Source organism: Bradyrhizobium sp. LA6.8 (assembly GCF_040547935.1).
In the GTDB taxonomy this organism is placed as follows: Bacteria; Pseudomonadota; Alphaproteobacteria; order Rhizobiales; family Xanthobacteraceae; genus Bradyrhizobium; species Bradyrhizobium barranii.
Genome location: NZ_JBEPQQ010000001.1, coordinates 733,879 through 759,454 on the forward strand (window position 1 = coordinate 733,879; position 25,576 = coordinate 759,454).

24 protein-coding genes are annotated in these 25,576 nt (G+C 59.8%); 16 read left to right on the forward strand and 8 right to left on the reverse strand.

What is annotated here, in order from left to right; all coding sequences use genetic code 11:
* Positions 1-41 precede the first annotated feature (41 nt).
* The 5 genes from ABIA90_RS03065 to ABIA90_RS03085 all read left to right on the forward strand — a co-directional run bounded on the left by ABIA90_RS03065 (position 42) and on the right by ABIA90_RS03085 (position 3,961).
* Positions 42-347 carry a hypothetical protein gene (locus ABIA90_RS03065; RefSeq protein ID WP_071917568.1) on the forward strand — a complete coding sequence of 102 codons (306 nt, stop codon included), beginning with the start codon at positions 42-44 and terminating at the stop codon, positions 345-347.
* 152 nt (positions 348-499) lie between these two features.
* Positions 500-679 (forward strand): hypothetical protein, encoded by a 180-nt coding sequence (locus tag ABIA90_RS03070; protein WP_354117240.1) that lies wholly within the window; start codon positions 500-502, stop codon positions 677-679.
* Between the two features lie 151 nt (positions 680-830).
* On the forward strand, positions 831-1,472 hold the full coding sequence (locus ABIA90_RS03075) for a glutathione S-transferase family protein (protein WP_063984235.1): 642 nt from the start codon (positions 831-833) through the stop codon (positions 1,470-1,472).
* A gap of 82 nt (positions 1,473-1,554) precedes the next feature.
* Positions 1,555-1,884, forward strand: coding sequence for a GcrA family cell cycle regulator (locus ABIA90_RS03080; RefSeq protein ID WP_028155869.1), 330 nt, complete (start codon positions 1,555-1,557; stop codon positions 1,882-1,884).
* Positions 1,885-2,170: 286 nt separating this feature from the next.
* Positions 2,171-3,961, forward strand: coding sequence for a tetratricopeptide repeat protein (locus ABIA90_RS03085; RefSeq protein WP_354117241.1), 1,791 nt, complete (start codon positions 2,171-2,173; stop codon positions 3,959-3,961).
* 211 nt (positions 3,962-4,172) lie between these two features.
* Here ABIA90_RS03085 and ABIA90_RS03090 read toward each other — a convergent pair whose 3' ends face one another.
* A complete protein-coding gene (locus ABIA90_RS03090) occupies positions 4,173-5,927 on the reverse strand; it encodes an arylsulfatase (RefSeq protein ID WP_354117242.1) in 1,755 nt (584 codons plus the stop codon).
* A gap of 498 nt (positions 5,928-6,425) precedes the next feature.
* On the opposite strand from ABIA90_RS03090, the gene ABIA90_RS03095 reads away from it, so the two are divergent.
* The gene (locus tag ABIA90_RS03095) at positions 6,426-6,839 is read left to right on the forward strand and encodes a hypothetical protein (protein ID WP_354122420.1); all 414 of its coding nucleotides are present in this window, start codon (positions 6,426-6,428) and stop codon (positions 6,837-6,839) included.
* A 415-nt stretch (positions 6,840-7,254) separates the two neighbouring features.
* Here ABIA90_RS03095 and ABIA90_RS03100 read toward each other — a convergent pair whose 3' ends face one another.
* The 3 genes from ABIA90_RS03100 to ABIA90_RS03110 form a co-directional block, all read right to left on the reverse strand.
* Positions 7,255-7,821 (reverse strand): hypothetical protein, encoded by a 567-nt coding sequence (locus ABIA90_RS03100; protein WP_063984233.1) that lies wholly within the window; start codon positions 7,819-7,821, stop codon positions 7,255-7,257.
* Between the two features lie 27 nt (positions 7,822-7,848).
* Positions 7,849-8,217 (reverse strand): hypothetical protein, encoded by a 369-nt coding sequence (locus tag ABIA90_RS03105; RefSeq protein WP_354117244.1) that lies wholly within the window; start codon positions 8,215-8,217, stop codon positions 7,849-7,851.
* Between the two features lie 165 nt (positions 8,218-8,382).
* Positions 8,383-9,354: an alpha/beta hydrolase family protein gene (locus tag ABIA90_RS03110; protein ID WP_354117245.1), complete on the reverse strand. Its 972-nt coding sequence runs from the start codon at positions 9,352-9,354 to the stop codon at positions 8,383-8,385.
* Between the two features lie 120 nt (positions 9,355-9,474).
* Here ABIA90_RS03110 and ABIA90_RS03115 point away from each other — a divergent pair, with 120 nt between their 5' ends.
* Positions 9,475-10,275, forward strand: a complete 801-nt coding sequence (locus ABIA90_RS03115) for a LytTR family DNA-binding domain-containing protein (RefSeq protein WP_354117246.1) — start codon at positions 9,475-9,477, stop codon at positions 10,273-10,275.
* A gap of 139 nt (positions 10,276-10,414) precedes the next feature.
* On the opposite strand, the gene ABIA90_RS03120 is transcribed toward ABIA90_RS03115, so the two are convergent.
* A complete protein-coding gene (locus tag ABIA90_RS03120; protein ID WP_354117247.1) occupies positions 10,415-10,837 on the reverse strand; it encodes a DUF805 domain-containing protein in 423 nt (140 codons plus the stop codon).
* A 246-nt stretch (positions 10,838-11,083) separates the two neighbouring features.
* Here ABIA90_RS03120 and ABIA90_RS03125 point away from each other — a divergent pair, with 246 nt between their 5' ends.
* Positions 11,084-11,842: a ThuA domain-containing protein gene (locus ABIA90_RS03125; protein ID WP_247310101.1), complete on the forward strand. Its 759-nt coding sequence runs from the start codon at positions 11,084-11,086 to the stop codon at positions 11,840-11,842.
* Positions 11,843-11,867: 25 nt separating this feature from the next.
* Here the strand turns inward: ABIA90_RS03125 and ABIA90_RS03130 are convergent, their stop codons facing one another.
* Positions 11,868-12,755, reverse strand: coding sequence for a haloalkane dehalogenase (locus ABIA90_RS03130; RefSeq protein ID WP_085401697.1), 888 nt, complete (start codon positions 12,753-12,755; stop codon positions 11,868-11,870).
* Between the two features lie 317 nt (positions 12,756-13,072).
* Between ABIA90_RS03130 and ABIA90_RS03135 the strand changes: the two genes are divergently transcribed.
* Positions 13,073-15,940 (forward strand): ATP-binding protein, encoded by a 2,868-nt coding sequence (locus ABIA90_RS03135; RefSeq protein ID WP_354117248.1) that lies wholly within the window; start codon positions 13,073-13,075, stop codon positions 15,938-15,940.
* A 224-nt stretch (positions 15,941-16,164) separates the two neighbouring features.
* Here ABIA90_RS03135 and ABIA90_RS03140 read toward each other — a convergent pair whose 3' ends face one another.
* On the reverse strand, positions 16,165-16,815 hold the full coding sequence (locus tag ABIA90_RS03140) for an FMN-dependent NADH-azoreductase (protein ID WP_354117249.1): 651 nt from the start codon (positions 16,813-16,815) through the stop codon (positions 16,165-16,167).
* Positions 16,816-16,886: 71 nt separating this feature from the next.
* On the opposite strand from ABIA90_RS03140, the gene pdxR reads away from it, so the two are divergent.
* The 3 genes from pdxR (at position 16,887) to ABIA90_RS03155 (ending at position 19,450) form a co-directional block, all read left to right on the forward strand.
* Positions 16,887-18,440, forward strand: a complete 1,554-nt coding sequence (pdxR, locus tag ABIA90_RS03145; RefSeq protein WP_354117250.1) for a MocR-like pyridoxine biosynthesis transcription factor PdxR — start codon at positions 16,887-16,889, stop codon at positions 18,438-18,440.
* A gap of 127 nt (positions 18,441-18,567) precedes the next feature.
* A complete protein-coding gene (locus ABIA90_RS03150; protein ID WP_063984223.1) occupies positions 18,568-19,023 on the forward strand; it encodes a carboxymuconolactone decarboxylase family protein in 456 nt (151 codons plus the stop codon).
* Positions 19,024-19,129: 106 nt separating this feature from the next.
* Complete coding sequence (locus ABIA90_RS03155) at positions 19,130-19,450, forward strand: DMT family transporter (protein ID WP_063984222.1); 321 nt, start codon at positions 19,130-19,132, stop codon at positions 19,448-19,450.
* Between the two features lie 210 nt (positions 19,451-19,660).
* Here the strand turns inward: ABIA90_RS03155 and ABIA90_RS03160 are convergent, their stop codons facing one another.
* Complete coding sequence (locus tag ABIA90_RS03160) at positions 19,661-20,890, reverse strand: cupin domain-containing protein (protein WP_354117251.1); 1,230 nt, start codon at positions 20,888-20,890, stop codon at positions 19,661-19,663.
* 272 nt (positions 20,891-21,162) lie between these two features.
* Between ABIA90_RS03160 and ABIA90_RS03165 the strand changes: the two genes are divergently transcribed.
* The 4 genes from ABIA90_RS03165 to ABIA90_RS03180 all read left to right on the forward strand — a co-directional run bounded on the left by ABIA90_RS03165 (position 21,163) and on the right by ABIA90_RS03180 (position 25,177).
* Positions 21,163-21,432, forward strand: coding sequence for a hypothetical protein (locus tag ABIA90_RS03165; RefSeq protein ID WP_354117252.1), 270 nt, complete (start codon positions 21,163-21,165; stop codon positions 21,430-21,432).
* Positions 21,433-21,627: 195 nt separating this feature from the next.
* Positions 21,628-22,758: a L,D-transpeptidase family protein gene (locus tag ABIA90_RS03170; protein WP_354117253.1), complete on the forward strand. Its 1,131-nt coding sequence runs from the start codon at positions 21,628-21,630 to the stop codon at positions 22,756-22,758.
* Positions 22,759-23,312: 554 nt separating this feature from the next.
* Positions 23,313-23,717 (forward strand): nuclear transport factor 2 family protein, encoded by a 405-nt coding sequence (locus ABIA90_RS03175; protein ID WP_354117254.1) that lies wholly within the window; start codon positions 23,313-23,315, stop codon positions 23,715-23,717.
* Positions 23,718-24,958: 1,241 nt separating this feature from the next.
* Positions 24,959-25,177 (forward strand): DUF1127 domain-containing protein, encoded by a 219-nt coding sequence (locus tag ABIA90_RS03180; RefSeq protein WP_414643248.1) that lies wholly within the window; start codon positions 24,959-24,961, stop codon positions 25,175-25,177.
* Positions 25,178-25,576 lie beyond the last annotated feature (399 nt).

Below are 25,576 nucleotides of genomic sequence, written 5' to 3' on the forward strand. Positions count from 1 at the left end.
CTTTGATGCGTGGGGCGGGAACTGTAACGCGCGGTGACCTCATGTACATCGTCATTCGCAAGTACACCAAGGTTCGTTCGGTTGCGGACGCTGCTCGTCGCGCCAAGAGCGGCGTCGGTCAGATCCTGAGGCAATCGCCCGGATTCAGATCTTACTACGTGCTGGATGGGGGCGACGGCGTCGGTGTCGCCGTGATGATATTCGAGGACCGCGAAAGCGCGAATGCAGCGAACGCCAGGATAATGGAGTTTATTCAAGCAAGTCTGCATGACCTCGATCTTGGGGATCCCGAAATCACTGCCGGCGAAGTGTTGGTAAATATGGAACCTGATGCGTCCTCGGCATGAAGTACTCGTAAACGCCGCCAGTTGTGTGGGGTGCCGGCCCCTGCCGCTGCCGTGGATCTGATCGCCGTCGCGCAGGGGCGATCGCGCCCTGGACATCCGGATGTCGTCGGTCAGGAATATTCGACTGCTCATGCTTTTCGAGGAGTAACAACATGAGGCAACACGATTTCGAAGCATTTTTCATCACGGCGACCGTCTGGACGCCGCTCGTAGCTATGGGCACCGCGATGCCGCCCCGAGATCCTGATGAAGACGACGAGGACGAAGAGGGCGACGAAGAGGAGGATGAAGCCGACGAGCCGGCGGTCGTACGCGAGCCGGATGAAGACTAGGCCGTGAACCCATAAAGGAGGGAGGACCGGCGCTGCATGATGCCCTGTATTCGACGAACCTTGTAGATATCGTGTCAGAGCGATAGCAGCAGGTGTGGAAATCTCGCTCCTGCGAATTAAGGCACTTAAGCCAACGTAAGGACACTCAAGTATGCTCACTGTCTATGGCGAAGGTCGTGGGTTCCGTGTCGTTTGGCTGCTCGAGGAATTGGGGGTGGCTTATCGGCTGCGCCCGGTCGATCTGTTCGCTGTCGAGAATGATCCCGATTTTCTTGCGATCAACCCCGCCGGCTTTATCCCGGCGCTGCAGGACGGCGAGATGATCATGGTCGAGTCGATCGCGATCCTCGAATACCTGCTCGCCCGCCACGGCCCGAGCCCGCTCGCCGTCGCCCCGGATGATCCGGCTTTCGCCGCCTATCTGCAATTCCTCCATTTGGGAGAGGCCGGGCTCGCTGGACCAATGAACGCCGTCATCGTCGGTCGCGCATTCGCCCCCGCAGCAGAGCGAAACGCCCGGGTCACAATCTGGGCACTGGAGACCTTTCATAGCCGGCTGGGATTGGTCATCCAGCGTCTCGCAAATCGTCCATTTCTCGCCGGAGACCGGTTCACTGCTGCTGACATTTCAGTGAGCTACGCTCTCCTGCTTGGTCTGCGAACCAGCAACTATACCCCGGGTTCAGTCGAGCGTGCCTATCTCGCCCGCACGACGGCACGCCCCGCCTACGCCCGGGCGATGGAAATCTGCCAAGCCACCAAGGCTTGGGCGGAGCGATCACCGGCGTTGTAGAGCCAAGTCGTGAATCCATAGAAGGGATTCCCACGAGCGGCCTGGACTAGCCAGTGTCGGCCAGTCCGCGCTATAATCTCTCATGGGCTGGGATGCGAAAGACGTAGCGCTGCTCAAAAGGCTCTGGGCCGCAGGACAGAGCGCGGCACAGATTGCGCGCCGTCTCGGGTGTAGCCGTAACGCGGTCTGCGGGATGCTAACCCGTTCGGGCTTGAAGCGTGGCCACAAGCCGCCAACAGCAAGACCCAAGATCAGGCCGCCCCCGAAGCCAAGGCCGGCGTCGTCGGCCGCCCTGGTACGTCGAGTAGAGAAGAAGGTGTCGCGAAGCACCGCAGAGAAGCAGCAGCCCAAGGAATTCAGCAAGCAGCAGCTGTACGCCATTCTAGCTGAGGCGGTCAGGAACACTGGCTAAGCGCTAACCACGACGGGCGTTACGCTCCGCGTCCGTGCCCTGGTCCAGCTCGAACGGCTCGGCTGTCGTGACCATTCCCCAGGCCCAGGTCTGCTTCGGGTCAATCGCGTCGGTTTGGTTCTCCCGAGACGACTTCCGGTCAGCCCCAGTGAGCGGACATCTTTAGTACCCCTCGCCAGGTCTCAAACGGGCCAATAGCCGACATCAACCCTGGCATCCCGTCAAGGCGTGCTTGGCACTGCCGTCTGATCCGTCATACAGTGTGCTGTGGGTTGGATAGCGTGCCATGGCAGAAGAGCGGCCGGTCCGGGTCGAGCGCAGGTTGTCGGCGATATTGGCCGCCGACGTGGCTGGCTATTCGCGGCTCATGCACCATGACGAAGAAACGACGCATGCCAAACTGACGGCACTCCTAGCGGACGCTGTTGAACCGAGTATCGCCGAGCACGGTGGCCGCGTGGTGAAGAACACCGGAGACGGGTTCTTGGCGGACTTTCCGAGTGCGGTCCAAGCGGTTCGGGCTGCTGTTCAGTTTCAAACCCGCATCAAGGAACTTACAATTGGTGACGCGGAAGACAGACGCATTGCTTTGCGCGTGGGCGTCAATATCGGCGACGTAATTGTCGAGCCCCATGACATCTTTGGAGATGGCGTCAACGTCGCGGCGAGACTTGAGAGCATCGCAGAACCCGGCGGCATCTGCATCTCGTCTTCTGCCTACGATCAAGTCCGAGGCAAGGTCGGGGTTGAGTTCACCGATCTGGGCGAGCAGAACCTCAAGAATATTGCTCGTCCGATCCGAGCCTATGCCGTGGCCCGAGAGGGACTTAGCCCGGTGACAAAGGTCGGCAGCACGACGCCAAGCTCGCTTTCAGCGCCGCGTCTGTCCATGGTGGTGCTGCCGTTTGCGAATATTGGTGGCGATCCCGAGCAAGACTATTTCGTTGACGGTGTGACCGAGAGCCTGACCACAGACTTGTCGCGCATCAATGGCTCATTCGTGATTGGCCGACACACCGCATTTACGTTCAAAGGCAAAGCGGTTGATCTCAAGCAGATCGGGCGCGAGTTAAACGTCCGCTACGTACTGGAGGGCTCGGTGCAGCGTGGTGGCAACCGGCTTCGCGTGAATGTTCAGCTGATCGACGCCGAGACTGGCAAACACCTGTGGGCCGAACGGTTCGATAAGCCAGTCGCTGATCTATTCGATATGCAGGACGAAATCGTATCGAGGCTCGCCAACACGCTAAATACTCAACTTGTTGAAGCTGAGGCGCGGCGGGCGGAGCGTTCGCTGCATCCCGATGCGATGGATTTGATTTTCCAGGGCATGGCTTGCTTAAACAAGGGAAGGACTTCCGAGTATCTTGCGCAATCGCGCAGCTTTTTTGAACGCGCCTTGGCGCTCGATCCCAAAAATGTCGAAGCGCTGGTCGGATTGGCAGTTGTTGATGCGGCAGCTGTTGGCATGGCTTTGACCGTTGAGCGGGCCGCGCGTCTCGCAGCGGCTGAGACGGCCTTGATCAAGGCTCTGTCCCTGGCCCCCCAGCACGCAAGCGCCCACTGGCTTCTAGGAAACATCAAAATGTTCACAAACCGCGCGGCCCAAGGCATTGCTGAATGCGAGCAGGCATTGGCGCTGGATCGAAACCTAGCTAATGCGCACGCCTACATCGGTCGCGCCAAGTATCTTCTCGGTCGCGGCGAGGAGACTGAGGCCCATGTCCAAGAGGCACTCCGCCTCAGTCCTCGTGATACGGAGGCTTTTGTTTGGATGATGTTCGCGGGCTTCGCCAAGCTGCAGCTCGGCGCCGACCAGGAGGCGGTCGCACGGTTACGTCGCTCGGTCGAGATCAACCGAAATCATCCACGCGCGCATATCTATCTTGCCACCGCGCTAGCGCACCTCGGTCAGCTTGATGAGGCGCGATCCGCGGCCCAAGCAGGGCTTGCGCTCGACCCGACTTTCACCATCTCCCGCTTCCGCGCCAACGTGCCGAGCGACAATCCGACTTACCTCGCTGGACGCGAGCGCTTCTATGAGGGCATGCGCATGGCCGGGGTGCCAGAGGGGTGATGTCGGAGATGGGTCACAAGGCGCGGTCGAAGTGAGCACGGCCCCGCGTCCGGTCTGCCGCCGATAGCCGACACTACAATGGTCTCAGCCTTGTTCGGCTAAGGGCCAGCAGCCGACATGCGCTTGGCAAGGAATTGTCTGGGCGAACTGAGTGAGCTGGAGGATTTCGGGCGCTCTCTGGAGAGCGCCCGCTTGTTGAAAGACGGACCGGCTATTGCCCTTGGTGTGCTTTGATCTTCTCCTCAATTTCCCTCTTTACGGCTTCAAGGTTGAAGCTCGCCGGTGCTTGCATAGGAGGATAATCGATGGCGCTTTGCGCCAGTTTGGCAACTTCCTGTTGAACAACAACGAACCGCCAGAACTCGCGGCCCATGAAATCGTTCATGTAGCCTCCGCCGGCATTGTTCAGGCTTTCACCTCGGGTTATCGGCGTCCGCTCAAACGGGTCCTGGCGGATGTTAATAATGGTCGGCATATCGGTCGTAACTTTTTCGCCCGGCCACCCGTAGGGCTGCTGGAAGAACTGGAACTTGAAATCATCCATGCGGACGGCACCGAGATGCGGACCGGCAAAATAGAGGATCTCATGGCGAGCGGAGGGTCCCTTGCCCGTCAGCAGGTCCATCTGATTGTAACCGTCGAGATGGTTCTTGTAGGTGCGGCCTTCCAGCGTCACGCCCTTGAGAAGCTGGTCGGTAATGTTCGGGTTTCCTGCCGCGGCGGTCAGGGTTGGCAACCAATCCAGCCCGGAGAAGATACCGTTCTCCACTGAACCCGGCTTGATACGGCCCGGCCAGCGAATGATGGCCGGCACGCGGAAGCCGCCTTCATAGCTGGTCCCTTTGGTGGCCTTGAACGGGGTCATGCCGCCATCCGGCCAAGTGAACACCTCGGCACCGTTATCCGTTGTGAAGATGACGATGGTGTTGTTGGTTTCGCCCATGTCGTCGATATGTTTAAGCAGGGCCCCGACGCTGTCATCGAGCTGGGCCATGCCGGCTTCCTCGAGACCGTAGTTCGTATCGTGGTTCTGCATCGCACTGTATTTCTTCGACAGGAACGTCCAGACGTGCATGCGCGTCGTGTTGTGCCAGACGAAGAAGGGCTTGCCGTCGCGCTTGGCCTTGTCCATGAAGTCACTGGAGGCTTTGACCAACACCTCATCGAAAGTCGTCATGTCATACTTCGCCTTCAGGAACGGTAGATCGTGCATGTTCGGCACGTTGGACATATCGGCGAACGGCGGCAGCGGCCCCTCGTCGACGATCCGCTGCTTGCCGATCTTACCCCAGCGCGGCATCTCGGTCGGGTCGTCCTTGTCTGTCGCGTAACTATGGATCAGGCTGCGCGGGCCGTACTTGTTGTAGTAGTCTTGGTTGGCGGGGAACGAGTACCAGTACGGGTCTGACATGGCGTCGAGGTGATACAGGTAACCGAAGAATTCGTCGAAGCCATGCACCGTCGGGAGATATTTGTTGAGATCTCCAAGGTGGTTCTTACCGAACTGTCCGGTTGCGTAGCCGAGTGACCTGAGCACTGTAGCAAGTGTCACGGCTTGGTCAGGTATGCCAACATCGGCGCCGGCCTGACCGACAGTCGTGAGTCCCGTGCGGATTGGCAACTCGCCGGTGATGAAGTTGGCACGTCCTGCCGTGCAGCTCGCTTCGGCGTAGTAATCGGTGAACATCATGCCATCGGACGCCAGCTTGTCGAGGTTTGGCGTTTTGCCCGACATCATTCCGCGGTGGTAGGCGCCGATGTTGAACCAGCCGACATCATCGCCCATGATAACGAGGACGTTGGGCTTCTGACCTGCCGCTTGCTGCGCTTGGACGGTTTGAGTTGATGTAGCGGAGTTAAGTGCCGAAGCGGCGGCGAGCGCGGTGCCACCGAGTAGCAAGTTGCGACGGTCGAGTAAGCGGTTTCTTCGCTTGGGCCGATTATCCTCCTCACGGGTACGCGGCATTTGAGACTCCCTTTTTTTGACGAGACATCGGAAACAATGGCGGATACCAAATGCCGCAGGCTTCAGTTGATCTAGATCAAAGGTCCGCCACGGATCATTCCTCAAAGGCGCGTTGCTTGGCGTCCCGAATTTGCATGGCTTGTGACAAGGCGACAGCTGAAAGAAATGGGTCTGCGCGTGGTAGCCACTGACGCGGCGGGCGAGGTCGCAAACGCCCAAAACGTCGGCTTCGGGTCAAAAGCAGCAGTGGGCGCCAAGCTGTATCGGCGTCCGGTTTGCCCCTGACAGCCGACATGACACGCGCTCAATTGACCTTCGGCTAAGGGCCATAAGCGAGCGCGGCAAGACATGCCAGCGCATGCTCTGGCAAATGCTGTTGGTCCACGCCTGGGCGGGGTTAACGCTGCACCGGCGAGCCAGAAAGTCCTTGACGCAACAGAACACCATGGATTTGGATCGGTCGGAAGACCTTGATTGCTCGATGGACGGAGCCGACCCGTGGGATTTTTGCTGAGAATTATGCTCGTAACAGCTCTCGTGAACCTTACTCCAGCCGTCGCCCAGGCGCCGAAGAAAGCCGTCGCTTCTCCTGCCTTGCAGAAGGAATTCGATGGCTTCATCGAGAAGTTTCGCGCGGCGCTGAGGACAAACGATTCCGCCGCCGTCGCCGGTATGACACGATTGCCGTTCATGAACGACAGCGCAATTCGCGACGCCGCGCAATTTCGCGCAAAGACCTATCCGACCTCGTTCACGGCGAAAAATCGCGCGTGTATCCAGCGCGGCAAGGCCGTCTACGATCGCAATCAGGAGAACAATGACAATTACTTCGTCTTCTGCGGCGAGCTCATCTTCGTCTTTACCAAGACGCCCGCGGGGTTCCTTTTTACGGAGGTCGGCGCGAATGACTGATCAGGCAACAATGCTATCCACTGCCGCCGGACGTATGATCGGCGCCTCGCTCAGCGACGTATTGGATACCGCAACCTAGGCGATGGGCCGCACTCATCAACGGAAAGACTCGCCGCGAGCACAACGAGTCGGCTCAGCTCCCCATTAACGGACATGCAAACGGACAGCGGCGACTTCGCCTTCGGGTCACACCCGGAAGAACTCGGGATGAGCATATCAAGTCTGCTTCACCCCCAAGGAGCGGATATCTAGCGGACATCTAGCGGACATGCCGGGTCGACCGCTTGGGGCCACAAGCGGACCATCTGACCCAAATTACGAACAGAAGAAGAGCCCAGCTGTGGTGGGCTGGGCTCTCGTTCAGCGATTGATGGCCGCCTCAACAACCATCTTTACGGCGACATCGGGTTCAGGATCATTTGATTTCCCAGGACGTGTTGTGCGGGATGTCCATCGCAAAATAATCGCCAGAGCCAGCCAGCGCAGGCATAGCTATGCACGCAAATGGTTCGCTTCCGGTGATGCCCTTATACTTACCGGTGCCGCCGGTGATGATATGCGTTCCACAATCCATCTTCGGCTGGGCCTTGTCGAGGTCTCGAGTATCGAAGGTCGAGAAAATCTTGTCGCCGTCGCTGTCGGCGAGCACGCAAGCGCCGTCAATGTATTTCTTGTCTCCAGACGCGACGTTCAGCGCCACGCAGCGTGCTGACATCTTGTCCAGCATCTTCTCTCCCTTCATGTTTTGAGTGGTCCCGACCGCCTCCAGCGTAGTGGCCTTGCCGAGTTCGGCGGTGTCAATGCTCATCAAGGGCCGAAAAATAAAGTGCGTCACATAAGGAGTAGTCCCCTTCTTTTCAATCGGCTCTCCCGCGACAGCCGCGGGGGCAAAGGACACGAGCGCTGCAGCAAAAGCCGTTGCTTTGGTGAGTCTCATCGCTGCGGTGACTGTGGGGACTATGCGCACGTTGATGGAGTTCATGAGTGCCTCCTTAGATCAAGCGGCGGTTCAGGTCTCCGCCGTGAACTGCCGCGAGTTGAAATCGACCTGCGTATGCTTTCTCCTGTCAAATCGAGTTTGCACGCCGGCGCCGAGCGTCAACGTGATCATGCTTTCTTGATGCTTCGCCTTGGACTGACGAAGTATGTGGGGATGGTGGCTCCAATCATCGGTTTTGACCTCAATACAAGGCTCGACCGAACGACCTGGAATATTAGCATAATAGCATGGAACGCGGCGAACGTCAGCGTCATGCCCGGAATACGCAGCGCGCACCGTCAGCTGTCCTGACCGAATGCGCTGCAAAAAATGCAATTCTCCTGTTGTTCGGATGAAGCACGGGGCACATGGGTGCAGCGACTCTGTGCCGCTCTTCATGCTTTGCGTCGTTCCGCTTGCAACTCAGGAGGTGAGCATTGAGTCACGTCGATTTCCGCAGCCACCAATATCCGTAATGTCCGCTTCGGGTCACGAGGGGACGTTCGCTCTGAGCGCGGGAATGTCAACTAACGGCCAAGAACGGACATCCCACTTCAAAACCTGCTACTGCAGCGTCCGCCTGAAGAAGGCGACGATGTCGTGGTCGAAGCGCTCATGAAACGCAGCGCGGTCGAAGCCCGGCTTGCTCGTGCAGATTGCCGGCATGCGGGTTGCCAGGTCCGCAGAGCACGGCTTCAGAAAGTCGTAGTGCCCGGCGTCAGTCACGACGTGCGTCTCGGGTGGCGTCGGCAAAGCGAGCCGAACGGCTTCCGCATAATAGGGGTGTGGTAGCACTTGATCATCCTCGGCCCGCCAGAGCTGCACCGGCTGGAGGACCGCTGCCAGACCGTTGGTCCCGAAGGCAAAACCGAGAGCGGGCGCGGCGGAGACCACCGCCTTGATTCGCGGATCGTGGGTCCAGACGATATCGGTATCCGGCAGCAACGGGTGCTCTTCCATGATCTGACAGTCTTCGAAGGCGGGATGCGCCTTGCAGTGACTCGGAAGGGTCCGAAGGTCCGGCTCGCCGCCGGCGGCCGCCAGCACGGTCAAGCCGCCAGCCGAGAAGCCGAACGCGCCAACGCGATTGGCATCGAGGCGCCCGTGGTCGCTCCACGCGCCCAGCATGTAATCCGTGAGCAGCTTCAATTGCCGTGGCCGTTCCCAGATTGCGGTAGGACGGCTTTGGTCGCGCCAGCTATCGCCATTATGCGTAAGAGCGGCGACGACGAACCCTGCATTGGCCAGGGCCGTGGCGGTGTCGAGGTGCCCGGCATAGGAGCCTCCGTGACCGTGAGATATGACCACCAGCGGAAGACCGGTGCCCTCAACCGGCGCGTCGCGGGCGACCATCTGTTGATCGGTCTCGACCGCCTCCGGCTTCGGGGTCATCGTGGTCGGATACCAGACGCCCACCTCGATGGGTGGGCCTTGCGGATCGTCGATGCTGAAATGCCGGAACCCGACCGCGGCGTCGGCCTGGCCGGCGGTGACTGCGATGAGTACGGCGAAAAAATATGCAATCGTGTAGCGCATGGGAACCTCTCGGCGAGTGGGACGCCAAGGATCCAGCAAACGGCACAGGCCTGCGCCAGCACTTGTTCGCCAACGGGCGAATGGGTTCGCCGGCGGGCAAACCGCCACTATAATGGCCTTATGAGCGAAGCGCGTCGGAGTGACTTTCTGCGGGATTGGGCCGTTGACCTCGCGATCGCGAGCGTCTGCGCCATCTTTTTCGGCCTGATCGGACCGTTTGGTAGCTATCTGAACGGACCGACCTGGCAGCGCGTGGTGTTTCAACTCGCCTGCTTCTTACCCGGAACCCTCCTTTTCGGATCGCTCATCCGGGTGGTGCTGCGGCTCCGCCTGAACCCGGCGATGACCTGGATGTCGATCTTTCTCGGCGTCGTCATCCCATTCCAGATCTGGGTCGTGTCGATCGCCGTATCGATATGGCCCTTCCTGAGAATCTTACGACCGCTCGATTGGTACTTGCAGGGGCTGATCACCGCCTTGCCGATTGTGCTGGGTTTCACCCTTCTCATGCAGGCCCGGTTACATCGCCGGCAACAGGCCAAGGAAGCCGGCGAAGCGCCGCCAACTGCTTTCGGGCTACTCGGTGCGCCACCTTCCGCGGTGCTTTGCCTGCAGATGGAGGACCACTATGTGCGCGTCCATACCGCCGGCAACTCTCGCCTTGTACTGGCAACGCTCAACCAGGCGATGACGGCGCTCGAAAATGCCGATGGCCTGCAGGTACATCGCTCCTGGTGGGTCGCGAGGAGGGCGGTTGTGCGGGCCATTACCGAGGGCCGCAATCTGCGACTGCAGCTCGTCAATGGAATCACGGCCCCCGTCGCCCGGTCAGCCGTCGCCATCGTGCGGGACGCGGGCTGGTTGACGAACGAGAACTCGACGGGGGGCCGCAGCACTGAAACAGAAATATTGCCCCTATGACGGAGGCCATGTCCGTTGTGGGTCAAAAGCTGGTGGTCGGCAGCAGCGTGGCAACGTCGGTTGTGGGCCCATCAGCAGACATCGCGGCTGACTTTCGCACCACCGTTCGAACGCCCGGCCGGTCTGCTTTGGGGGCGCGCTAGACGCGCGTGCGCGGTAGCGAGGTCGAGCCGAACCGATTGTCGCCAGGCCGTCCGGGAAATGCACTCAGGATTGCCGCCAATAAAAGATAAGGAAGCCAATACGGAATGCTGAGCGCGTCGACGAGGAGAGGAATTGCGAGGATTGTGAGCGCCCACCAACCCGAGATGTTGAAGTCATGTAGTCGCTTCACAAGGATTGCAGCGAACGGCCAGAGCGAGATAAAGAGGACAGCCGGGACGATGGGCCAGTCGAGCGGAGGGTTGACGCTATAGTATTGGGGTCCTGAATCAGTGAGCTTCCTCGCGATGCGCACGACGAGCATGTCGACTAGCACAAGTCCCAAAAGTCCCAATCGAAATTCCTGCGGACCGATGCGGCCTTTCATGGATAAGAAATACCAAATGAAAGCTGAATGCATGCGCCTCCGAGATCATCCTGTCCGATAGCTGTAGTGCAACGCTTAAGCAGCATAGGCTATTCAGCCCAACACTATCCGAATAGATAACCTAAAATTGTGCGCACGGGCGGACAATCGCCGACGGTCACAATAGGATCAGGCCAGCAGCGTCGCATAGGACGCCAGAGGGCGATGCCCCCCGGTCGGCGCCGGGCTGATCTGTGCTAGGCTTCGTCAACACATGGTTGGCTTTTGGCGGAGGCGGTTGTGAGGCGACGTGAGTTCATCGCGCTCCTCGGCGGCGCGGCGGCAATCCGACCACTCGGCGCGCATGCGGAGCGTCCGCGAGAGCGCATCCTCTATTTCACATACTCCGCCGGCTACCGGCATGATGTCATACCGCTTTCTAAGGTTATCCTGACCCAGCTCGGAAGCCATTCGGGTGTTTTTGAAGTCACTGCAACGGAAGACACGTCGGAATTTTCTACTGAAAACCTCGAGCGCTACGCAGCGGTGATGTTCTATACGTCAGGAGAACTTCCGATGAGCGACGCGCAAAAGAGAGCTCTTCTCGACTTTGTGCGCTCGGGCCGCGGGTTTCTCGGCGTTCATTCGGCGACGGACACATTCTACACTTGGCCGGACTATCTCGATCTGGTCGGCGGCTACTTTAATGGTCATCCTTGGCATCAGGCCGTGAAGATCGAGGTGGTTGATCCCGGCGATCCCCTGGTGGCTTTTCTCGGGAATTCGTTGCAAGTCGAGGACGAGATCTACCAAATCAGCGACTTCGACTATCGTGGTTCACGCGTGCTCCTGCGCCTCGACCCAAGCTCGGTGGACCTTGGCAAGACCGGCGTACATCAACGATTCTATGGCTGGCCTCTCACCTGGACCCGATTCTATGGCGAGGGACGAGTATTTTACTCGGCGCTAGGCCACGAGCCGTCAGTTTGGCGGGACGCCCGCTACCAGCGAATTCTCACGAACGCTATCCTGTGGTCTATGCGAAGGTCGCCCTGGTAGACGCCGCGGCACTTCGCATTTGCGGTCAGCCCAACGCCTCCATCCAGCCGGCGACGGCCCGTCCGATCTCGTCCGGCGAATCTTCCTGGACAAAATGGAGTCCCGAGATCGTCACCTCGGTCTGTGCCGGGAGGCTGCGGGCCAAATCGAGAACCGGGCCATGGGCGAGGATCCCACCGGGCTCCGCCCTCAGGAACAACTTGGGTATATGGCTCGTCTTAAGCCAGTCAGCGTAGGCGGTCACGATCGCAGTCACGTCGGCGGGCTCGCCCTCGATGGGGATTTGCCTTGGCCACGTCAGCGTCGGACGCCGGCCCTCGCCGGGCTCGGCGAAGGGCCGTCGGTACTCCGCCATATCCTCGTCGGACATTTTGCGAAGGATGGCTCCCGGCAGGATCTTCTCGATGAAGAAATTGTCTCGCAAGACCATTTCCTCGCCTTTCTCGGAACGCAGCCCCTGCAAGGCGTGACGCATTTCGAACTTGTCCCAGTGGTCCCAGTATTGCGGCCCCATGATCGCCTCCATGTACGCGATACCCTTCACGGCCTCGCGGTGGCGGTTGGCCCAGTCGAAGCCGAGCGCCGAACCCCAGTCATGGATGACGAGGGTGACCCGTTCGCGCACGTCCAGGGACTCGAGCAGGGCGTCGAGATAGCGGCGGTGCTCCACGAAGCGATACGAGTTGGGACCGCTGTCAGGCAGCTTGTCGGAATCGCCCATGCCGATCAGGTCGGGGGCGATGCAGCGACCCAGCGGCTTCAGGTGCGGCAACACATTGCGCCAGAGATACGACGAAGTGGGATTGCCGTGCAGCAGTACGATGGGGTCGCCCTTTCCCACCTCCACATACGCCATCTCGCGGCCGAGGACCCGCCGCCGCTGCTTCTTATAGGGAAATGCCGCAGAGATCATGTTCGCTCTCCCGTTTACATGTGGGCGCAGCGAGACTGCGAAGCCTGCGCAACAGCGCGCCGCTGGGCTCGAGAGTGATCTTACTAGGGCCTTGCATCAATCGCTTGCCCGCCATTGATGCTGTTGTGCTAATCTTGCTCAGAAGATCACCCAAGCAGATGCTGGGTATCAAGCCATTGATATGCCGCGCGTTAAGCGGATAGTTCGACGGCGCTTGCCCACTGCCCAGATCAACGTTTAAGCTGCTTTCCTGGAGCGGTTCCCTGATCTGATGCTGAGATTTTCTTAGGATTACTCAACCGACGGGGCAGGCCGTGATGGCCGAGCAAGGCCTACGAGCCGTCTATGAGTCGAACGGGTGGGAGATCGATCTTACCCAGCGTGAGCTGCGGTCCCAAGGTGTTTCCGTTCCGATCGGGAACCGTGCATTCGAGATTCTGGAGATTCTGGTTCAGTCGGGCGGCGAGCTTGTCACCAAGCGCGACCTTATAGATCGGGTGTGGCCGGTTGCGACGGTCGAAGAAAACACGCTCCAGATTCATATATCCGCCATTCGCAAGGCGCTCGGCGCAGATCGCGAGTTGTTGCAGACGGTGTCCGGCCGCGGCTATCACCTGCGCGGCATCTGGACCATGCGGCCAGCAACCGGACCGGGACATCCACTCTACCTAAAGGAAAGTGCGTCGGCGCAGCCATTAGCGTCGACCAACCTGCCGCAGCCGGTTTCAGCGTTGATCGGCCGCACCGCCGAGGTCGAGGAAATCTCGAAGCTTGTCCGTGCCGGCCGGCTCGTCACCCTGACCGGGGCGGGGGGCATCGGCAAGACACGGCTCGCGCTCGCGGTCGCCCGTGAACTGCTGCCGCATTTTCCAGAGGGCGTGTGGCTGGCCGAGTTCTCGCCGCTCGCTGATCCCAGTCTGGTTCCCATAGCGCTCGCTGTCGCGATCGGACTCAAGTTCGGCGGAGGTGAAATTTCGACGCAGCGCGTGGCGCTGGCACTGGCAGCGCGGCGCTTGTTGGTGGTGTTGGACACCTGCGAGCATGTGATCGACGCCGCGGCGAGGATGGCTGAGGGCGTGCTGCGAGCCGGATCCTCGGCTCAGATCATCGCAACCAGCCGCGAGCCGCTCCGGGCCGAGGGGGAGCAGGTCTACTGGGTGCAGCCGCTCTCGATTCCGACGGAGGACGCGGACGATCTCCTGGAATACGGCGCCGTCAGACTATTCATCGAACGTGCGCGAGCAACCGAGGCAGGGGCGGTTCTGGATGGCTATCAGGCAAAGACGATCGCGGCGATCTGCCGGCGTCTTGATGGCATACCGCTCGCGATTGAAATGGCGGCGGCACGTGTTACGGCACTCGGTGTCGAAGAACTCGCCGCTCACCTTGACGATCGCTTTCAGCTGCTGACCGGAGGGCGGACGGCGCTGCCGCGGCACCAAACTCTGCGGGCGACCTTCGATTGGAGCTACGAGCTACTGACTGAGCCTGAGCTGGTGCTCCTCCGCCGGCTCGCGGTCTTCGCCGGCGCCATCGACCTGGAGGCGATCTGCGCGGTGGTAACGGGCGCCGGGATCGCTTTGCCGGACGTGGTCGATGGAATTTCCAGCCTGGTTTCGAAGTCGCTCGTTGTGGCGGAAATCGATGCCACCACGGCGCGCTACCGCTTATTGGATACGACCCATACGTATGCCCTCGAAAAGCTCGGCGAGAGCGCGGAACGGGAACGGCTCGCACGTCGCCATGCCGAATATTACCGGGACTTGTTCGAGCGGGCTGAAGCGGAGCTGGAGATGCGCCCCACGGTCGACTGGATGGGCGACTACGGACGGCACATCGACAACCTGCGCGCGGCGCTGGGTTGGGCCTTTTCACCCAGCGGTGACGTGCAGATTGGCGCGGGGCTGACCGCGGCCGCAGTGCCCCTATGCGTCCATTCGTCGTTGCTGGAGGAATGCCGCGGCCGCGTGGAGCGGGCGATCGCCGCCCTTGGGGCTGCCGTCAATGGCGACGCGCGCCTCGAGATGAAGCTGTATACCGCGCTCGGTACGACCCTGATATTTGTCACCGACGCGAAAATTCCCGCGCTCGGCGAAGCCTGGACAAAGGCGCTGGAGCTTGCAGAGAGGCTTGACGATGTCGAGCACCAATTGCGGTCGCTGCTAGGCCTGTGGTTCTTTCACCGGGTTGCCGGCCGCCTTCGCGCCTCCTTGACCGCCGCGCAACGATTCAGCGCCCTTGCGGCAAGCCGGTCAAATTCCAACGATCGGCTGATCGGTGAGCGATTGATCGGCATCTCGCAGCAATGCCTCGGCGATCAACCAAGCGCGCGGTATCACCTCGAACGCATGCTCGCGCACTATGTTCCTCCCGTCCAAAAGTCGCGGATCAGCCGCTTCCGGAGCAACCAGCGGGTGACCGCCGGCGCCTTTCTGGGCCGGACCCTATGGCTGCAGGGATTTCCGGATCGCGCAATGCACGTCACCGAAACATACCTGCATGAGGCATCGGCCAGCAGACACGTCAACTCGGTGTGCTACATCGTCGCCAACGCAGCATGCCCGATCGCGCTGTGGAGCGGCCATATGGATGTCGCAGACCATTACGTGGCAAGGCTGATCGACCTTTCGACCAGGCATTCGCTGATGCGCTATGTTGCCTTTGCCCGCAGCCATCAAGGACTGCTTGCGATCAAGCGCGGAGATACCGCCGGCGGCTTGCCGCTGGTGCGGTCAGGCATCGACGAACTCGGCGACGAAGTCAACGCATCGCATCGCTATTTCCTGTTCGTTGGTGAGATGGCGGAAGGCTTGGGGCGCGTCGGGCAAGTGGGCGAGGGACTTTCGGTGGTACACGATGCGATCGCGCGCGCAGAGGAGACCGAAGAACGCTTGAGCATCGCCGAGCTGCTGCGCATCAAGGGCGAACTGCTGCTGTTGCAAGGTGCGCCCGGCGCTGCGGCAACGGCCGAGGATCAGTTTTACCAGGCGATGAAGTGGGCGAGCCTGCAGGGCGCTCTGTCCTGGGAACTACGCGCCGCCACAAGCTTGGGACAGTTGTTTCGCGATCGGGGCCGACCGGCTGAAGCGAAGGCGCTGCTGCAACCGATTTACGACCGGTTTACCGAAGGTCTGGACACCGCCGACCTTAAGCGAGCAAAAGGTCTTTTGCGTGCTCTCGGTTAAGCCAATTTCCGTTCTTAGCGAGGCTCTGATGTTTGGGGGAAGTTTTGCTTGTTCAATTGAGGAGGCAAGTACCTCAGCTTCCCGGGCGCTGTACTGGTCTCGCTGGTAGGGAAGCCCGCGAGGTGCAGGCGTCCCCCAGCTTCCGCGCGAAGCGGCAGCGTCTGCTCAGGGCCAGGAACGGACGTATCGGTGGCCGAACTGAGCGCGGGAAGGCCGTTGCCCGTTCATACAGCTTGCTGAAACGCCCCCGTTGAATGGCGCGCGAAACGGAGGAAGAACCTCTGCATTGCCTGATCCGCCTTGGTTCGGGCTGCGACCAATGCATCAGGACCAAGGGCCGATCCTTCAACGGAGAAGAACGTCAAATCATGCAGCCCGATGGTGCCGAGGATAGCTTTTAGATACGGCGTGAGAAAATCGGGCTGATGCGCGCGATCGCCGGAAAATCGTCCGCCCGAGGACACTGCGACAAAAACCGGGCGGTCGCGCAACGCCCCCAGTTTTCCCTGGGCAGTCACGTCGAACGTTCGACGGACTCGAACGACGTGATCTATCCAAGCTTTGAGAGCGGCAGGCACGGTGAAGTTATGCATCGGAGTTGCGATGACGACGAAGTCCGCGCTCTCCAGTTCCTGGATCAGTTCTTCGGACCGGGACATGGAACCCTCGACAAACATTTCCAGGCAGGATCGCTCGGTCGCGCCAAGAGCAGTTGCGTAGCCTTCGTCGATGTCGGCGACGCCGCTGATCGGCCGAATTATGACGGTTGCCGTCGGCTCGCCATCCAGCAAGTGGCCGACGATTTTCTGAGACAGCCTGTAACTCTCCGAGGCCTGCCCGCGGGGGCTGCAAATCAAATGCAGTATTTTCGTCATCTGTTTTCCAATCGCTGCTGTCCGAACTCTGATCATCAACAAAGAGCAATTTCGGCCTGCATCCAAGGACCATGAATGAGCTTTGCGACTGGTCCATGATTTGCTGGCGCAGGCTTGACCGCTGTCGCGTGCGAGAACTGGAGACCGATCCGAATCGTTATGGCAGAGTGGGTTTTTCGTTCATCGAGAGATCGGACCGGGCCATGCCTGCCGCGAATCCCCGAAAGCTCCCGCCGCTTGATCCGAAGGCGGCAGCACCGTTCTACCGGCAGATTTACGATCGGTTTCGCGACGCTATCGCCACTGGAATGTTGAAGCCTGGTGACCGCATTCCGTCGGTACGGGCGTTGACCAAGGAATTGGGGCTGGCCAGAGGTACCATCGACACGGCTTATTCCTTGCTGGCCGCTGAAGGGTATGTCGAGGCGCGCGGGCAGGCAGGAACCATTGTAAGCCCAGATCTTACGCCGCGAATATCCATTGCGAACCCGACGCCGCGGGCGGATCCCCGGATGGACGCAGTCAGTTTTCGTCCGGATTCCATCCTGCCGTTCCAGATGGGTTTGCCTGCCCTGGATGCGTTTCCCCGGAAGATCTGGGCGCGCCTTGGCGCGCGTAGTGCGCGGGCCATGCAGCCTTCCGATATGATCCATCCCCCTGTGTCCGGCTTGCCTTCGCTGCGTGCTGAAATCGCGAGATATCTCCAGGTCTCGCGTGGGATCAACTGCTCCCCGTCTCAGGTGTTCGTTACCTCGGGATACCGCCAAACCGTGGAGCTGATCGGTCATGCCCTGCTGAAGGCGGGCGATCGCGTCTGGCTCGAAGACCCGGGATATCCGCCCACGCGAGAAATTTTCGAATATATGCAGATCGAAGGCATCTCGGTGCCGGTCGATGCGGAAGGCATGGTCGTTTCCGATGCCGTCAAGCTCGCGCCCCGGGCGCGCGCAGCGGTGGTCACGCCTGCGCATCAGAGCCCGCTCTGCATGTCCCTGTCGTTACCCCGGCGTCTGGCGTTGTTGGACTGGGCCGCGCGAAACAAGGCATGGATCATCGAAGACGACTACGATGGCGAATACCGCTATGTCAGCCGCCCCCTCCCTGCATTGAAAAGCCTCGATCGTGATAGGCGGGTGCTCTATGCGGGTACCTTCAGCAAGGTACTTTTTCCAGGCATGCGGCTGGCCTATCTCGTCGTGCCGGAAGCGCAGGTCGAGCGGTTTGAGGAGGTCACCGAAAGCCTTTCAACTGGCTCTCCGGGGCTTACGCAAACCATCGTCACTTCATTCATCGCCGAAGGACATTTTGCGCGCCATATCCAGCGGATGCGGAGGCTCTATGCCGAGCGCCGGGCGGCAACCGCGGCGGGGCTGGAAAGCGTGCTGGGAAAAAATGTGCGAATAGATTTACAGCCGGGGGGCATGCACCTGATCTTGCGTCTGCGAGGCAACCGTTCAGATCGCCGGCTCGCTGCGAGCATGCGGGAACAAGGCCTGTACGCGGAGGCACTTACGGATTGGACGAGGCGCAATGATGGGGCTTCCGCCCTTCTTTTGAACTTCACGAATATCGCCTCGCGGCGCACGGCCGAAAATTTCGGACGGCGCATTTTGGGATTGATGTGACTGAAGCTCGAGCGTGATCTGCCGGATTATGGAAATCATGGCCCAGCTATAAATGCCTATCATGGACCTTCTTGAATAGGCCAAGATGCGAAACGATGGAATCCTTCAACCAGATGAGGATTCAATCATGAACAAGCGCATCGATTACGCCAAGGCTTCACCGGAAGGCTTCAAGGCTTTTGGAGGGGTCTACGTCTATCTTCAAAAAAGCGGCCTTTCAAAGCAACTTGTCGACCTCGTCTATCTGCGGGTTTCGCAGATCAACGGCTGTGCCTACTGCATCGATATGCACTCCCGCGACCTGCTCAAGTCTGGTGTCGCCGCGGACAAGCTCGTGCTGGTGCCTGTGTGGCGAGACGCGGGGGAAGTCTTTAGTGAGCGCGAACGCTCTGCGCTGGCCTGGACCGAAACCGTGACGAGGGTGGCCGAAACCGGCGTTCCCGATGCCGACTACGAGGCCGCCGCCGGCGAATTCAGCGACAAGGAACTCGCTGACCTCACCTATGCCATCGGCTTGATGAGCGCGTTCAATCGATTGGGAATTTCGTTCCGCTCGATTCCCGCTGCCGCCAGTAAGGCTTGAGGCGCCCATCAGCAAGCATGTCGCGCATGGAATCCTCCATGCGCGTCCAGCCCCTCACAAGCGGCCCGGCGGTAACGCCCGGTGACCAGCGAATGGATTGACCCACATGGCATGGATGATATTGGCCTCCGCCGGCCTTCTCGAGATCGGATTCGCCTTCGGCATGAAGTGGTCCGCAGGCTTCACGCTGCTGATACCCGCGCTGTTTACGGCTGCCACCGGTTTGTCGAGTGTCTTTCTTCTCTCGCTGGCGCTCCGCACACTTCCCGTAGGAACGGGGTACGCGGTCTGGACCGGTATCGGTGCCGCGGGTACCGCCGTTCTGGGTATCGCAGTGCTGGGCGACTCTGCGTCGCCGGCGCGGATACTTTGCATTGCTTTGATTGTGGCCGGCGTGATTGGACTAAAGCTTGTCTCTGCAAACTGAGGATGCCACTGACGCTCGGTTGCCCGTTTCGGCCTGACCGTTTGATGCTAAGGCGGATCCGGCGACCACCAACGCAGGGCGGCCCAGGTCAGAACATTCATGGCGTTCTCCTTCTGCAGCCGGAGATGGCGCAATCTTGCCGGCGGTCCGCCAGCGGCCTGCCCACCGGGCGCCGGACGAGTGCGCCGCGATTCACTCCGACTTGGGCGGTTATTCCGGCACGACCAGAGCCTTGTTCGTGCGCAGCGCGCTCATCACCTTCGGGTCGAGTTTGAGATGGGCTTGCAACAGTCCCGGAGGTGTTGCCGCCATCCAGGTATCGAGCGAGAAATCGATAAAGCGGTCACTCTTGAACGTCTCGAGAAATCGAAAGCTGGTCGAGCCGGTATTCTCGAGATAGTGGCCCATCGCCACCGGGACGTAACCAACGTCGCCGGCCTGCAGATCAAATGTGCGCGCCTGCCCCTGGCCGGCAAACACACCCATGCGCGCCTGTCCCTCGATGACGTAGAGCCACTCGTCTCCGTTAGGGTGCCAGTGCACCTCGCGCAATCCGCCAGGTTCGAGTTCAACCAGGGCCGCTGCGGTCGTGGTGCTGATTGGAAACAAACGGGAATCGGTGATCCGCACCGTTCCGCCCTTCGTCTTGATGGGCACCTGCTCCATCATCCGCCACGTGTAGCTCGTCTCCGACGCCTTTGCGCCCGATATGGCTTCCGATCCGAGCGGCCCCGGCAACGGGGCCAGGAAAATATAGCGCTCGCTTTCATCGGGGGTGTGGCCGAACAGCGAGGCAGGCACTCCGAAATTCTTGCCCAGCACATCGGTCGGTATGCGCTTGAACCAGTCGTTGAGCAGGAAGGTGTTGTCTTCGTCGAAATCGCCATCGTCGAACACGAGAAGAAATTCGCAGCCGTCGGGGCCGAGGCCCTGGATCGAGTGGGGGGTTCCGCCCGGGAAGAACCAGAGATCTCCGACGCCGACGTCATCGACGAAATAGCGCCCCTCGGAATCGACCGCCGTCACGCGAGCCTTGCCATAGAGCATGTAGGCCCATTCTGACGCCTTATGCCAATGCAGCTCACGCACACCGCCCGCGTTCAGGCGCATATTCACGCCGGCCATGGACTTGGCAATGCCCAGCTCACGCTGCGTGACCTGGCGGGTCCAGCCGCCCGGCTCAAGCCGCATATGGGCGTCCGAGAACGAGAAGCGCAGGTTCGGCAAGGTGCCATGATCGGTCGACGGCGGTACCAGCAGATCCGGGTTCTGCTGATCCCGCATCAGATTGCGCGGACCGGGATCGGTGCCGCCGTGACCAGGTCGCTGTGGCTGAGGAATCGCGCCGCCCGCGGTTTGCGCGTGCGCCAGCCCAACGCTCGTTAGAAGACCTCCGGTAGCAGTCGCTGCCAACATATGGCGACGAGAAATGGAATCCATGCGCGGTCCTCCCATGATTCCAGGCTACAATGCTTCTGCGCACGACACCTGCGCCTGACGTCTCCGAGAGTCGTCCGTTGGAAGCGGTTCACACTATCAAAGCAGTACACTTCGATATTTCTCGTTAGCACGAGTTCCAGCGGCTTCCGGCAGGGCGAGCGCTAACATCGGCACTGTCCGCCTCGATGCTTCGATAACCGTATCGGTTTTCGAACCAGGCCGTTGACCCATACCCCCGCTGCGATCGACGAAAGACCCGGGATCACGATGCGGTGCTCTATGCTCGTACGGATGCCATCCACGATGCCTTTGGCGGACAGTTTGCTGCCTTCACTAAGGACGGCGAGGACAACAAAACGCTGTTCGTAAAGACTGGAAAATTGCCGATGCCGGTCCTGGCTATCGGTGGCGATCACTCCTTCGGCACATTGATGAACTCCGACTTGGCCGATGTCGCGAGCGCCGCCAAGAATGCTGTCATAACCAATGCGGGCTTTTTGCCTAATTGTCTCCGGAACTGCTTGAGGTCAGCTTTGGGTTAAAAGAAGTCCTCGGCTGAACCGATCGGGCAGGTCAGCTATGGGCCAGAAGCGGACGACGAGACCGAGCGTCTTGGCATCCCCAGGGCCAACGATAAGCTCGAACTTCTCCGGTGGCTGCGTCCATCAGGGCTTGCCTTACGAACCCACTGACTACACGCTACCCAAATGAGCAGATTCCACGCCCGAGGTAAGGTCATGATCGGCGCCACGGCACTCCGTGCGCTTGTGCTGACTGCAGCTTTTTTCGCGGCGTTGTCGCCGGCCACCTGCCTTGGCGAAAACAGCAACCGCTTGCCGGCCAAGGCTACAAAGGAGCTACCACCCGAGTTGCTCTCGCTGCTCCGACAAAAGAAGATGCCAAAATACTCGCCTATCCTTGTGCGCGTCTTCAAGCAAGAGGCGGAGCTCGAAGTCTGGAAACAGGACACCACCGGCCTCTTCAAAATCCTCAAGGTGTACCCGATCTGTCGGTGGTCGGGGGATCTCGGGCCGAAACTGAAGGAGGGTGACCGTCAGGCTCCAGAGGGGTTCTATACGATTACTCCCGAGCTGATGAATCCCAACTCCGATTACCATCTCGCGGTCAACGTCGGCTTTCCCAACAGCTTCGACAAGGCAAACAATCGCGACGGCAGCTTACTCATGATCCATGGCGACTGCTCATCGAGCGGTTGCTATGCCATGACCGACGAACAGATAAGCGAGATCTATTCGCTAGCGCGGGACTCCCTCGGCGGCCGACCGTCCTTTCAGGTCCAGGCTTATCCATTCCGCCTGACGCCGGCAAACCTGGCGCAGCATCGAAATAGCCCGAACCTCTCCTTCTGGAAAATGCTCAAAGTCGGCAACGATCACTTCGAGACGACGCATCTCGAACCTAAGGTGGACGTGTGCAATCGACGCTATGTGTTCGATGCGCAAGCTCCACCAAATTCGCCGTATCCTCTCGTGTTCAGTCCCACCGATAAATGCCCCGCGTTTGTTGTGGATTCCAAAATTGCGCGGCGGGCGCTTGAGAAGCAACGTACCGACGAACTCGAATTCGCGCGATTGCTCAATGACAACGTGCCGGCAGCCCCGATCTATAGCGGACTGGACGGCGGAATGAACGAGGCTTTTCTTGCAAAGTATCTGGTCAGAGTGACGCTTGCGAAAGTGATGCCGTATGCATCTTATCTGCCGCAACTGCCGCCAATCCCCTGGGTCACCAACGATGGTTCGTTGACGAGTAGATGGTTTGGCACCTCGTTCTCGAAACCGATTGCATGTGATCTGGCTCGTTCCAGCTTCCTGTCGACCGTCGTGGAAGGAGACGACGGGTGCTAGAGCGCCCACACATCCACCAACCGCTGCTTGGGGCCAATAGGCGACATCGCCGATCAGCCTTTTGCATTCAATGACCTCGTCGTTTCCATCAACACCTGACGGGCAGGTGAGCTTAACCATCCAGAATCGGTCAAGTGCATTGCCCCTTCGGTGCAAACTGTCTTCTGGCGAGAGATGGGCGTCAACGGTAACATTGCGCACACTGTTGGAGCGGGGAGAGACGAATGATCTCTGCTTGTTGGCTTGCCGTTTGGATCGCGTGCTTCGGCTTAGGAATGGCCGTGGTCTTCCGGACGGGGCTTGGTATTGAACGTTGGTCTCCCGCTCTCGGCTTGGCCTATCTCGTAATCATTGGCCCTTCGGTTCCAATCGTAGCTTGGTTGGCCGCGGATCAGATCGTAACTGTAGAGCAGGCCAGTTGCGCGGAGTTGGACCCAGCAGCGGATCGGCTGAACGGCATGTCGCCATCCGAATTCCGCGTGCGCTGTATCGCAACCCAAGACAATTCGGGTTGGCTTGCTCGTCGCAGAACATGAAAGCTCTGGAGACAAATCATGCCGGAAGCGCTTGAAGTCGAGATATCTGCCTTCTTCAACAAATACATGCAGACATTCACCACCTGGGATGGTGATCAAATCGCCAAACTCTACTGCGCTCCCTGCATCACCATGCGGGGTGACGGGTCGATACATTGTTTTCAGTCACGTGACGAGATTGCGCGGTTTTTCCAAGGAGTGGCCGACACCTACCGACGCGAAGGGGCCGAAAGTGGAACTCTGCACGATGTAGTGGCTGTTCCTATAGGCGAACGCAGTGCTCTCGGAACTGTAACGTGGAAAAACCTCCGACCGGATGGAAGCGTCACAAGGCAATGGCGGCAGTCGTACAACCTTGTTCGCTCCCCCGACGGCTGGTGCATCCTTGCTACGACATTTCACCTAAGCGGGGTACCGAGCTAGTGATTTCCGCTTTGGGTCAAAAGCTGCGGTCAGCCCAACCATCGTGTGACGTCCGCTTTCCCGTAGACAGCCGACATCGCGACGCCTCTTGCGCTGGTCAGCTGGCGTGATTCTGCTCAACCAAAAGCGGTCATGTGTCGATCTCGGTTCTGAAGATGAATGGAGCTCGATGAGATGTTTCGCATTTTATGGCACAGGTAACCCTTGCGCGCCGGTTTCGCCGAGCGCACTCTTGCAGAGCGCTTTCACAAGAACTACGGAGGGTGCGACCATGCCACGGGTCAAGCAAGCTTCGAAGCAGAAGCGCACAGCCAAAGCCGCCACCGTGAAGGTGCTAGGTGCGGCCGGACTGGGTCTTTCGCTGGCGAGTAGCGCATCCGCATCCACGATGCCCGCTACCGGTATCCCGCAATCCAACACCTCGCCAAATCAGCGCTTCTTTCTTGGCGAAGAGGAAATGGCCGACGTCAGTCTGGCCACGTTCCATCTTTTCGATAGAGAAAACTTTGGCGGCGGCGTGCAGCTAGCGCGGGGGTGCGGTGGTTGCGGGTGCGGCCATGGTGGCGGGGGGTGCGGCGGCGGCCGAGGTTGCGGCGGCGGCGGGTTTGTTGGCGGCCGAGGTTGCGGTGGTGGTGGGTTTGTTGGCGGCCGAGGTTGCGGTGGTGGTGGGTTTGTTGGCATCCGAGGTTGCGGTGGTGGCGGGCTCGTTGGCATTCGAGGTTGCGGTGGTAGCGGGTTCGTTGGCATCCGAGGTTGCGGTGGCTTCCGTGGTTGCCGTGGCTTCCGTGGTTGCGGTTGCGGCGGCTGCGGGTTCAGCATCGGATTCTATGACGACATCGGGTTCGATGACTGGGGGTATGGTGGCTGGGGGTTCGGTGGTTGCGCGGGTTGCTGCGGATCCTGGGGAGCGTGCCGCTTGTGCTAAGTCCCACCAAGGACTCTGCTAAGCTGCGATCAGCCTCTCGCTGGTTACGAGTTTAAGGTCGACTTCGGGTCAAAATGCGAAGAACTCAGAGCGAGCAAATCCAGTCCGCACCGCCTCGCTAAGCGGACCTCCTTGAGCGGTGTCGTCACTTCGCTGATGGGCCAACATCTTCCCAAGAAGACATGACGCAAAGTGATTGCCAGCCGAAGCCGGGGCATCTCCGTTCCTCGGGCCAGAGATGCTACCTGCTGCTGACAGTATGCTGTCAGTAGCACAGCGATACAGTCCTCCCGAACTTATAGGGGGAGATAAAGCTGTGAAGTTGTCTTCAACACGCCTGATCTCCGCTGATATCAAGGCTCTCGTCAACCTCTACGAGGTTTGGGCCAGCGTTGGCGCGACCCTTCATCTCTGGCGGCAGCGTTATCGCGATCGCCGGGAGCTCGCGCGCTGGACCGAGCCCGACCTGCACGATATCGGCGTCTCCCGGAGCGACATCGCGCACGAACTCGAAAAGCCGTTTTGGCGGGCCTAGCGACGGCAGCCGCGCCGGTACCGGGTTAAGGGGATTCGAGGTTTAGCCGCCCCCATAAGGTGCTGCCTGCACGTTCCCGAACCTGTTGAAGTTGTTCTCCGGATTATACCCGGAGTCGCGCAGGTTCTTGATGTACATCTCGCGGTCGTTGGAATTACCTGGGCCCACAGCATATGGGCTCAGCCCCCTCGACCCCTCGCTCGGCGACGGCGACGGCGCAGGCGACGCGCGGCCATGATGGGTCCTCTGTGCGGCCAAAGCGCCAGAAGTAGAAATTGCGAGAATAGCAACGATGACAAGAATGCTTTTGGCCATAGATCAGCTCTTCGATAATCCACGGGACTGGCATGACCGGCACTCATCGGCCATGGTCGAGGGATGATTGCCATACCGTACCAG

What these genes read in the sequence shown, in the direction of transcription:
- ABIA90_RS03065 (WP_071917568.1), top strand. Translation starts at nt 42, where the DNA reads ATGTACATCGTCATTCGCAAGTACACCAAGGTTCGTTCGGTTGCGGAC.
- ABIA90_RS03070 (WP_354117240.1), top strand. Translation starts at nt 500, where the DNA reads ATGAGGCAACACGATTTCGAAGCATTTTTCATCACGGCGACCGTCTGG.
- ABIA90_RS03075 (WP_063984235.1), top strand. Translation starts at nt 831, where the DNA reads ATGCTCACTGTCTATGGCGAAGGTCGTGGGTTCCGTGTCGTTTGGCTG.
- ABIA90_RS03080 (WP_028155869.1), top strand. Translation starts at nt 1,555, where the DNA reads ATGGGCTGGGATGCGAAAGACGTAGCGCTGCTCAAAAGGCTCTGGGCC.
- ABIA90_RS03085 (WP_354117241.1), top strand. Translation starts at nt 2,171, where the DNA reads ATGGCAGAAGAGCGGCCGGTCCGGGTCGAGCGCAGGTTGTCGGCGATA.
- ABIA90_RS03090 (WP_354117242.1), bottom strand. Translation starts at nt 5,927, where the DNA reads ATGCCGCGTACCCGTGAGGAGGATAATCGGCCCAAGCGAAGAAACCGC.
- ABIA90_RS03100 (WP_063984233.1), bottom strand. Translation starts at nt 7,821, where the DNA reads ATGAACTCCATCAACGTGCGCATAGTCCCCACAGTCACCGCAGCGATG.
- ABIA90_RS03105 (WP_354117244.1), bottom strand. Translation starts at nt 8,217, where the DNA reads ATGAAGAGCGGCACAGAGTCGCTGCACCCATGTGCCCCGTGCTTCATC.
- ABIA90_RS03110 (WP_354117245.1), bottom strand. Translation starts at nt 9,354, where the DNA reads ATGCGCTACACGATTGCATATTTTTTCGCCGTACTCATCGCAGTCACC.
- ABIA90_RS03115 (WP_354117246.1), top strand. Translation starts at nt 9,475, where the DNA reads ATGAGCGAAGCGCGTCGGAGTGACTTTCTGCGGGATTGGGCCGTTGAC.
- ABIA90_RS03120 (WP_354117247.1), bottom strand. Translation starts at nt 10,837, where the DNA reads ATGCATTCAGCTTTCATTTGGTATTTCTTATCCATGAAAGGCCGCATC.
- ABIA90_RS03130 (WP_085401697.1), bottom strand. Translation starts at nt 12,755, where the DNA reads ATGATCTCTGCGGCATTTCCCTATAAGAAGCAGCGGCGGCGGGTCCTC.
- ABIA90_RS03135 (WP_354117248.1), top strand. Translation starts at nt 13,073, where the DNA reads ATGGCCGAGCAAGGCCTACGAGCCGTCTATGAGTCGAACGGGTGGGAG.
- ABIA90_RS03140 (WP_354117249.1), bottom strand. Translation starts at nt 16,815, where the DNA reads ATGACGAAAATACTGCATTTGATTTGCAGCCCCCGCGGGCAGGCCTCG.
- pdxR (WP_354117250.1), top strand. Translation starts at nt 16,887, where the DNA reads ATGAATGAGCTTTGCGACTGGTCCATGATTTGCTGGCGCAGGCTTGAC.
- ABIA90_RS03150 (WP_063984223.1), top strand. Translation starts at nt 18,568, where the DNA reads ATGAACAAGCGCATCGATTACGCCAAGGCTTCACCGGAAGGCTTCAAG.
- ABIA90_RS03155 (WP_063984222.1), top strand. Translation starts at nt 19,130, where the DNA reads ATGGCATGGATGATATTGGCCTCCGCCGGCCTTCTCGAGATCGGATTC.
- ABIA90_RS03160 (WP_354117251.1), bottom strand. Translation starts at nt 20,890, where the DNA reads ATGGATTCCATTTCTCGTCGCCATATGTTGGCAGCGACTGCTACCGGA.
- ABIA90_RS03170 (WP_354117253.1), top strand. Translation starts at nt 21,628, where the DNA reads ATGATCGGCGCCACGGCACTCCGTGCGCTTGTGCTGACTGCAGCTTTT.
- ABIA90_RS03175 (WP_354117254.1), top strand. Translation starts at nt 23,313, where the DNA reads ATGCCGGAAGCGCTTGAAGTCGAGATATCTGCCTTCTTCAACAAATAC.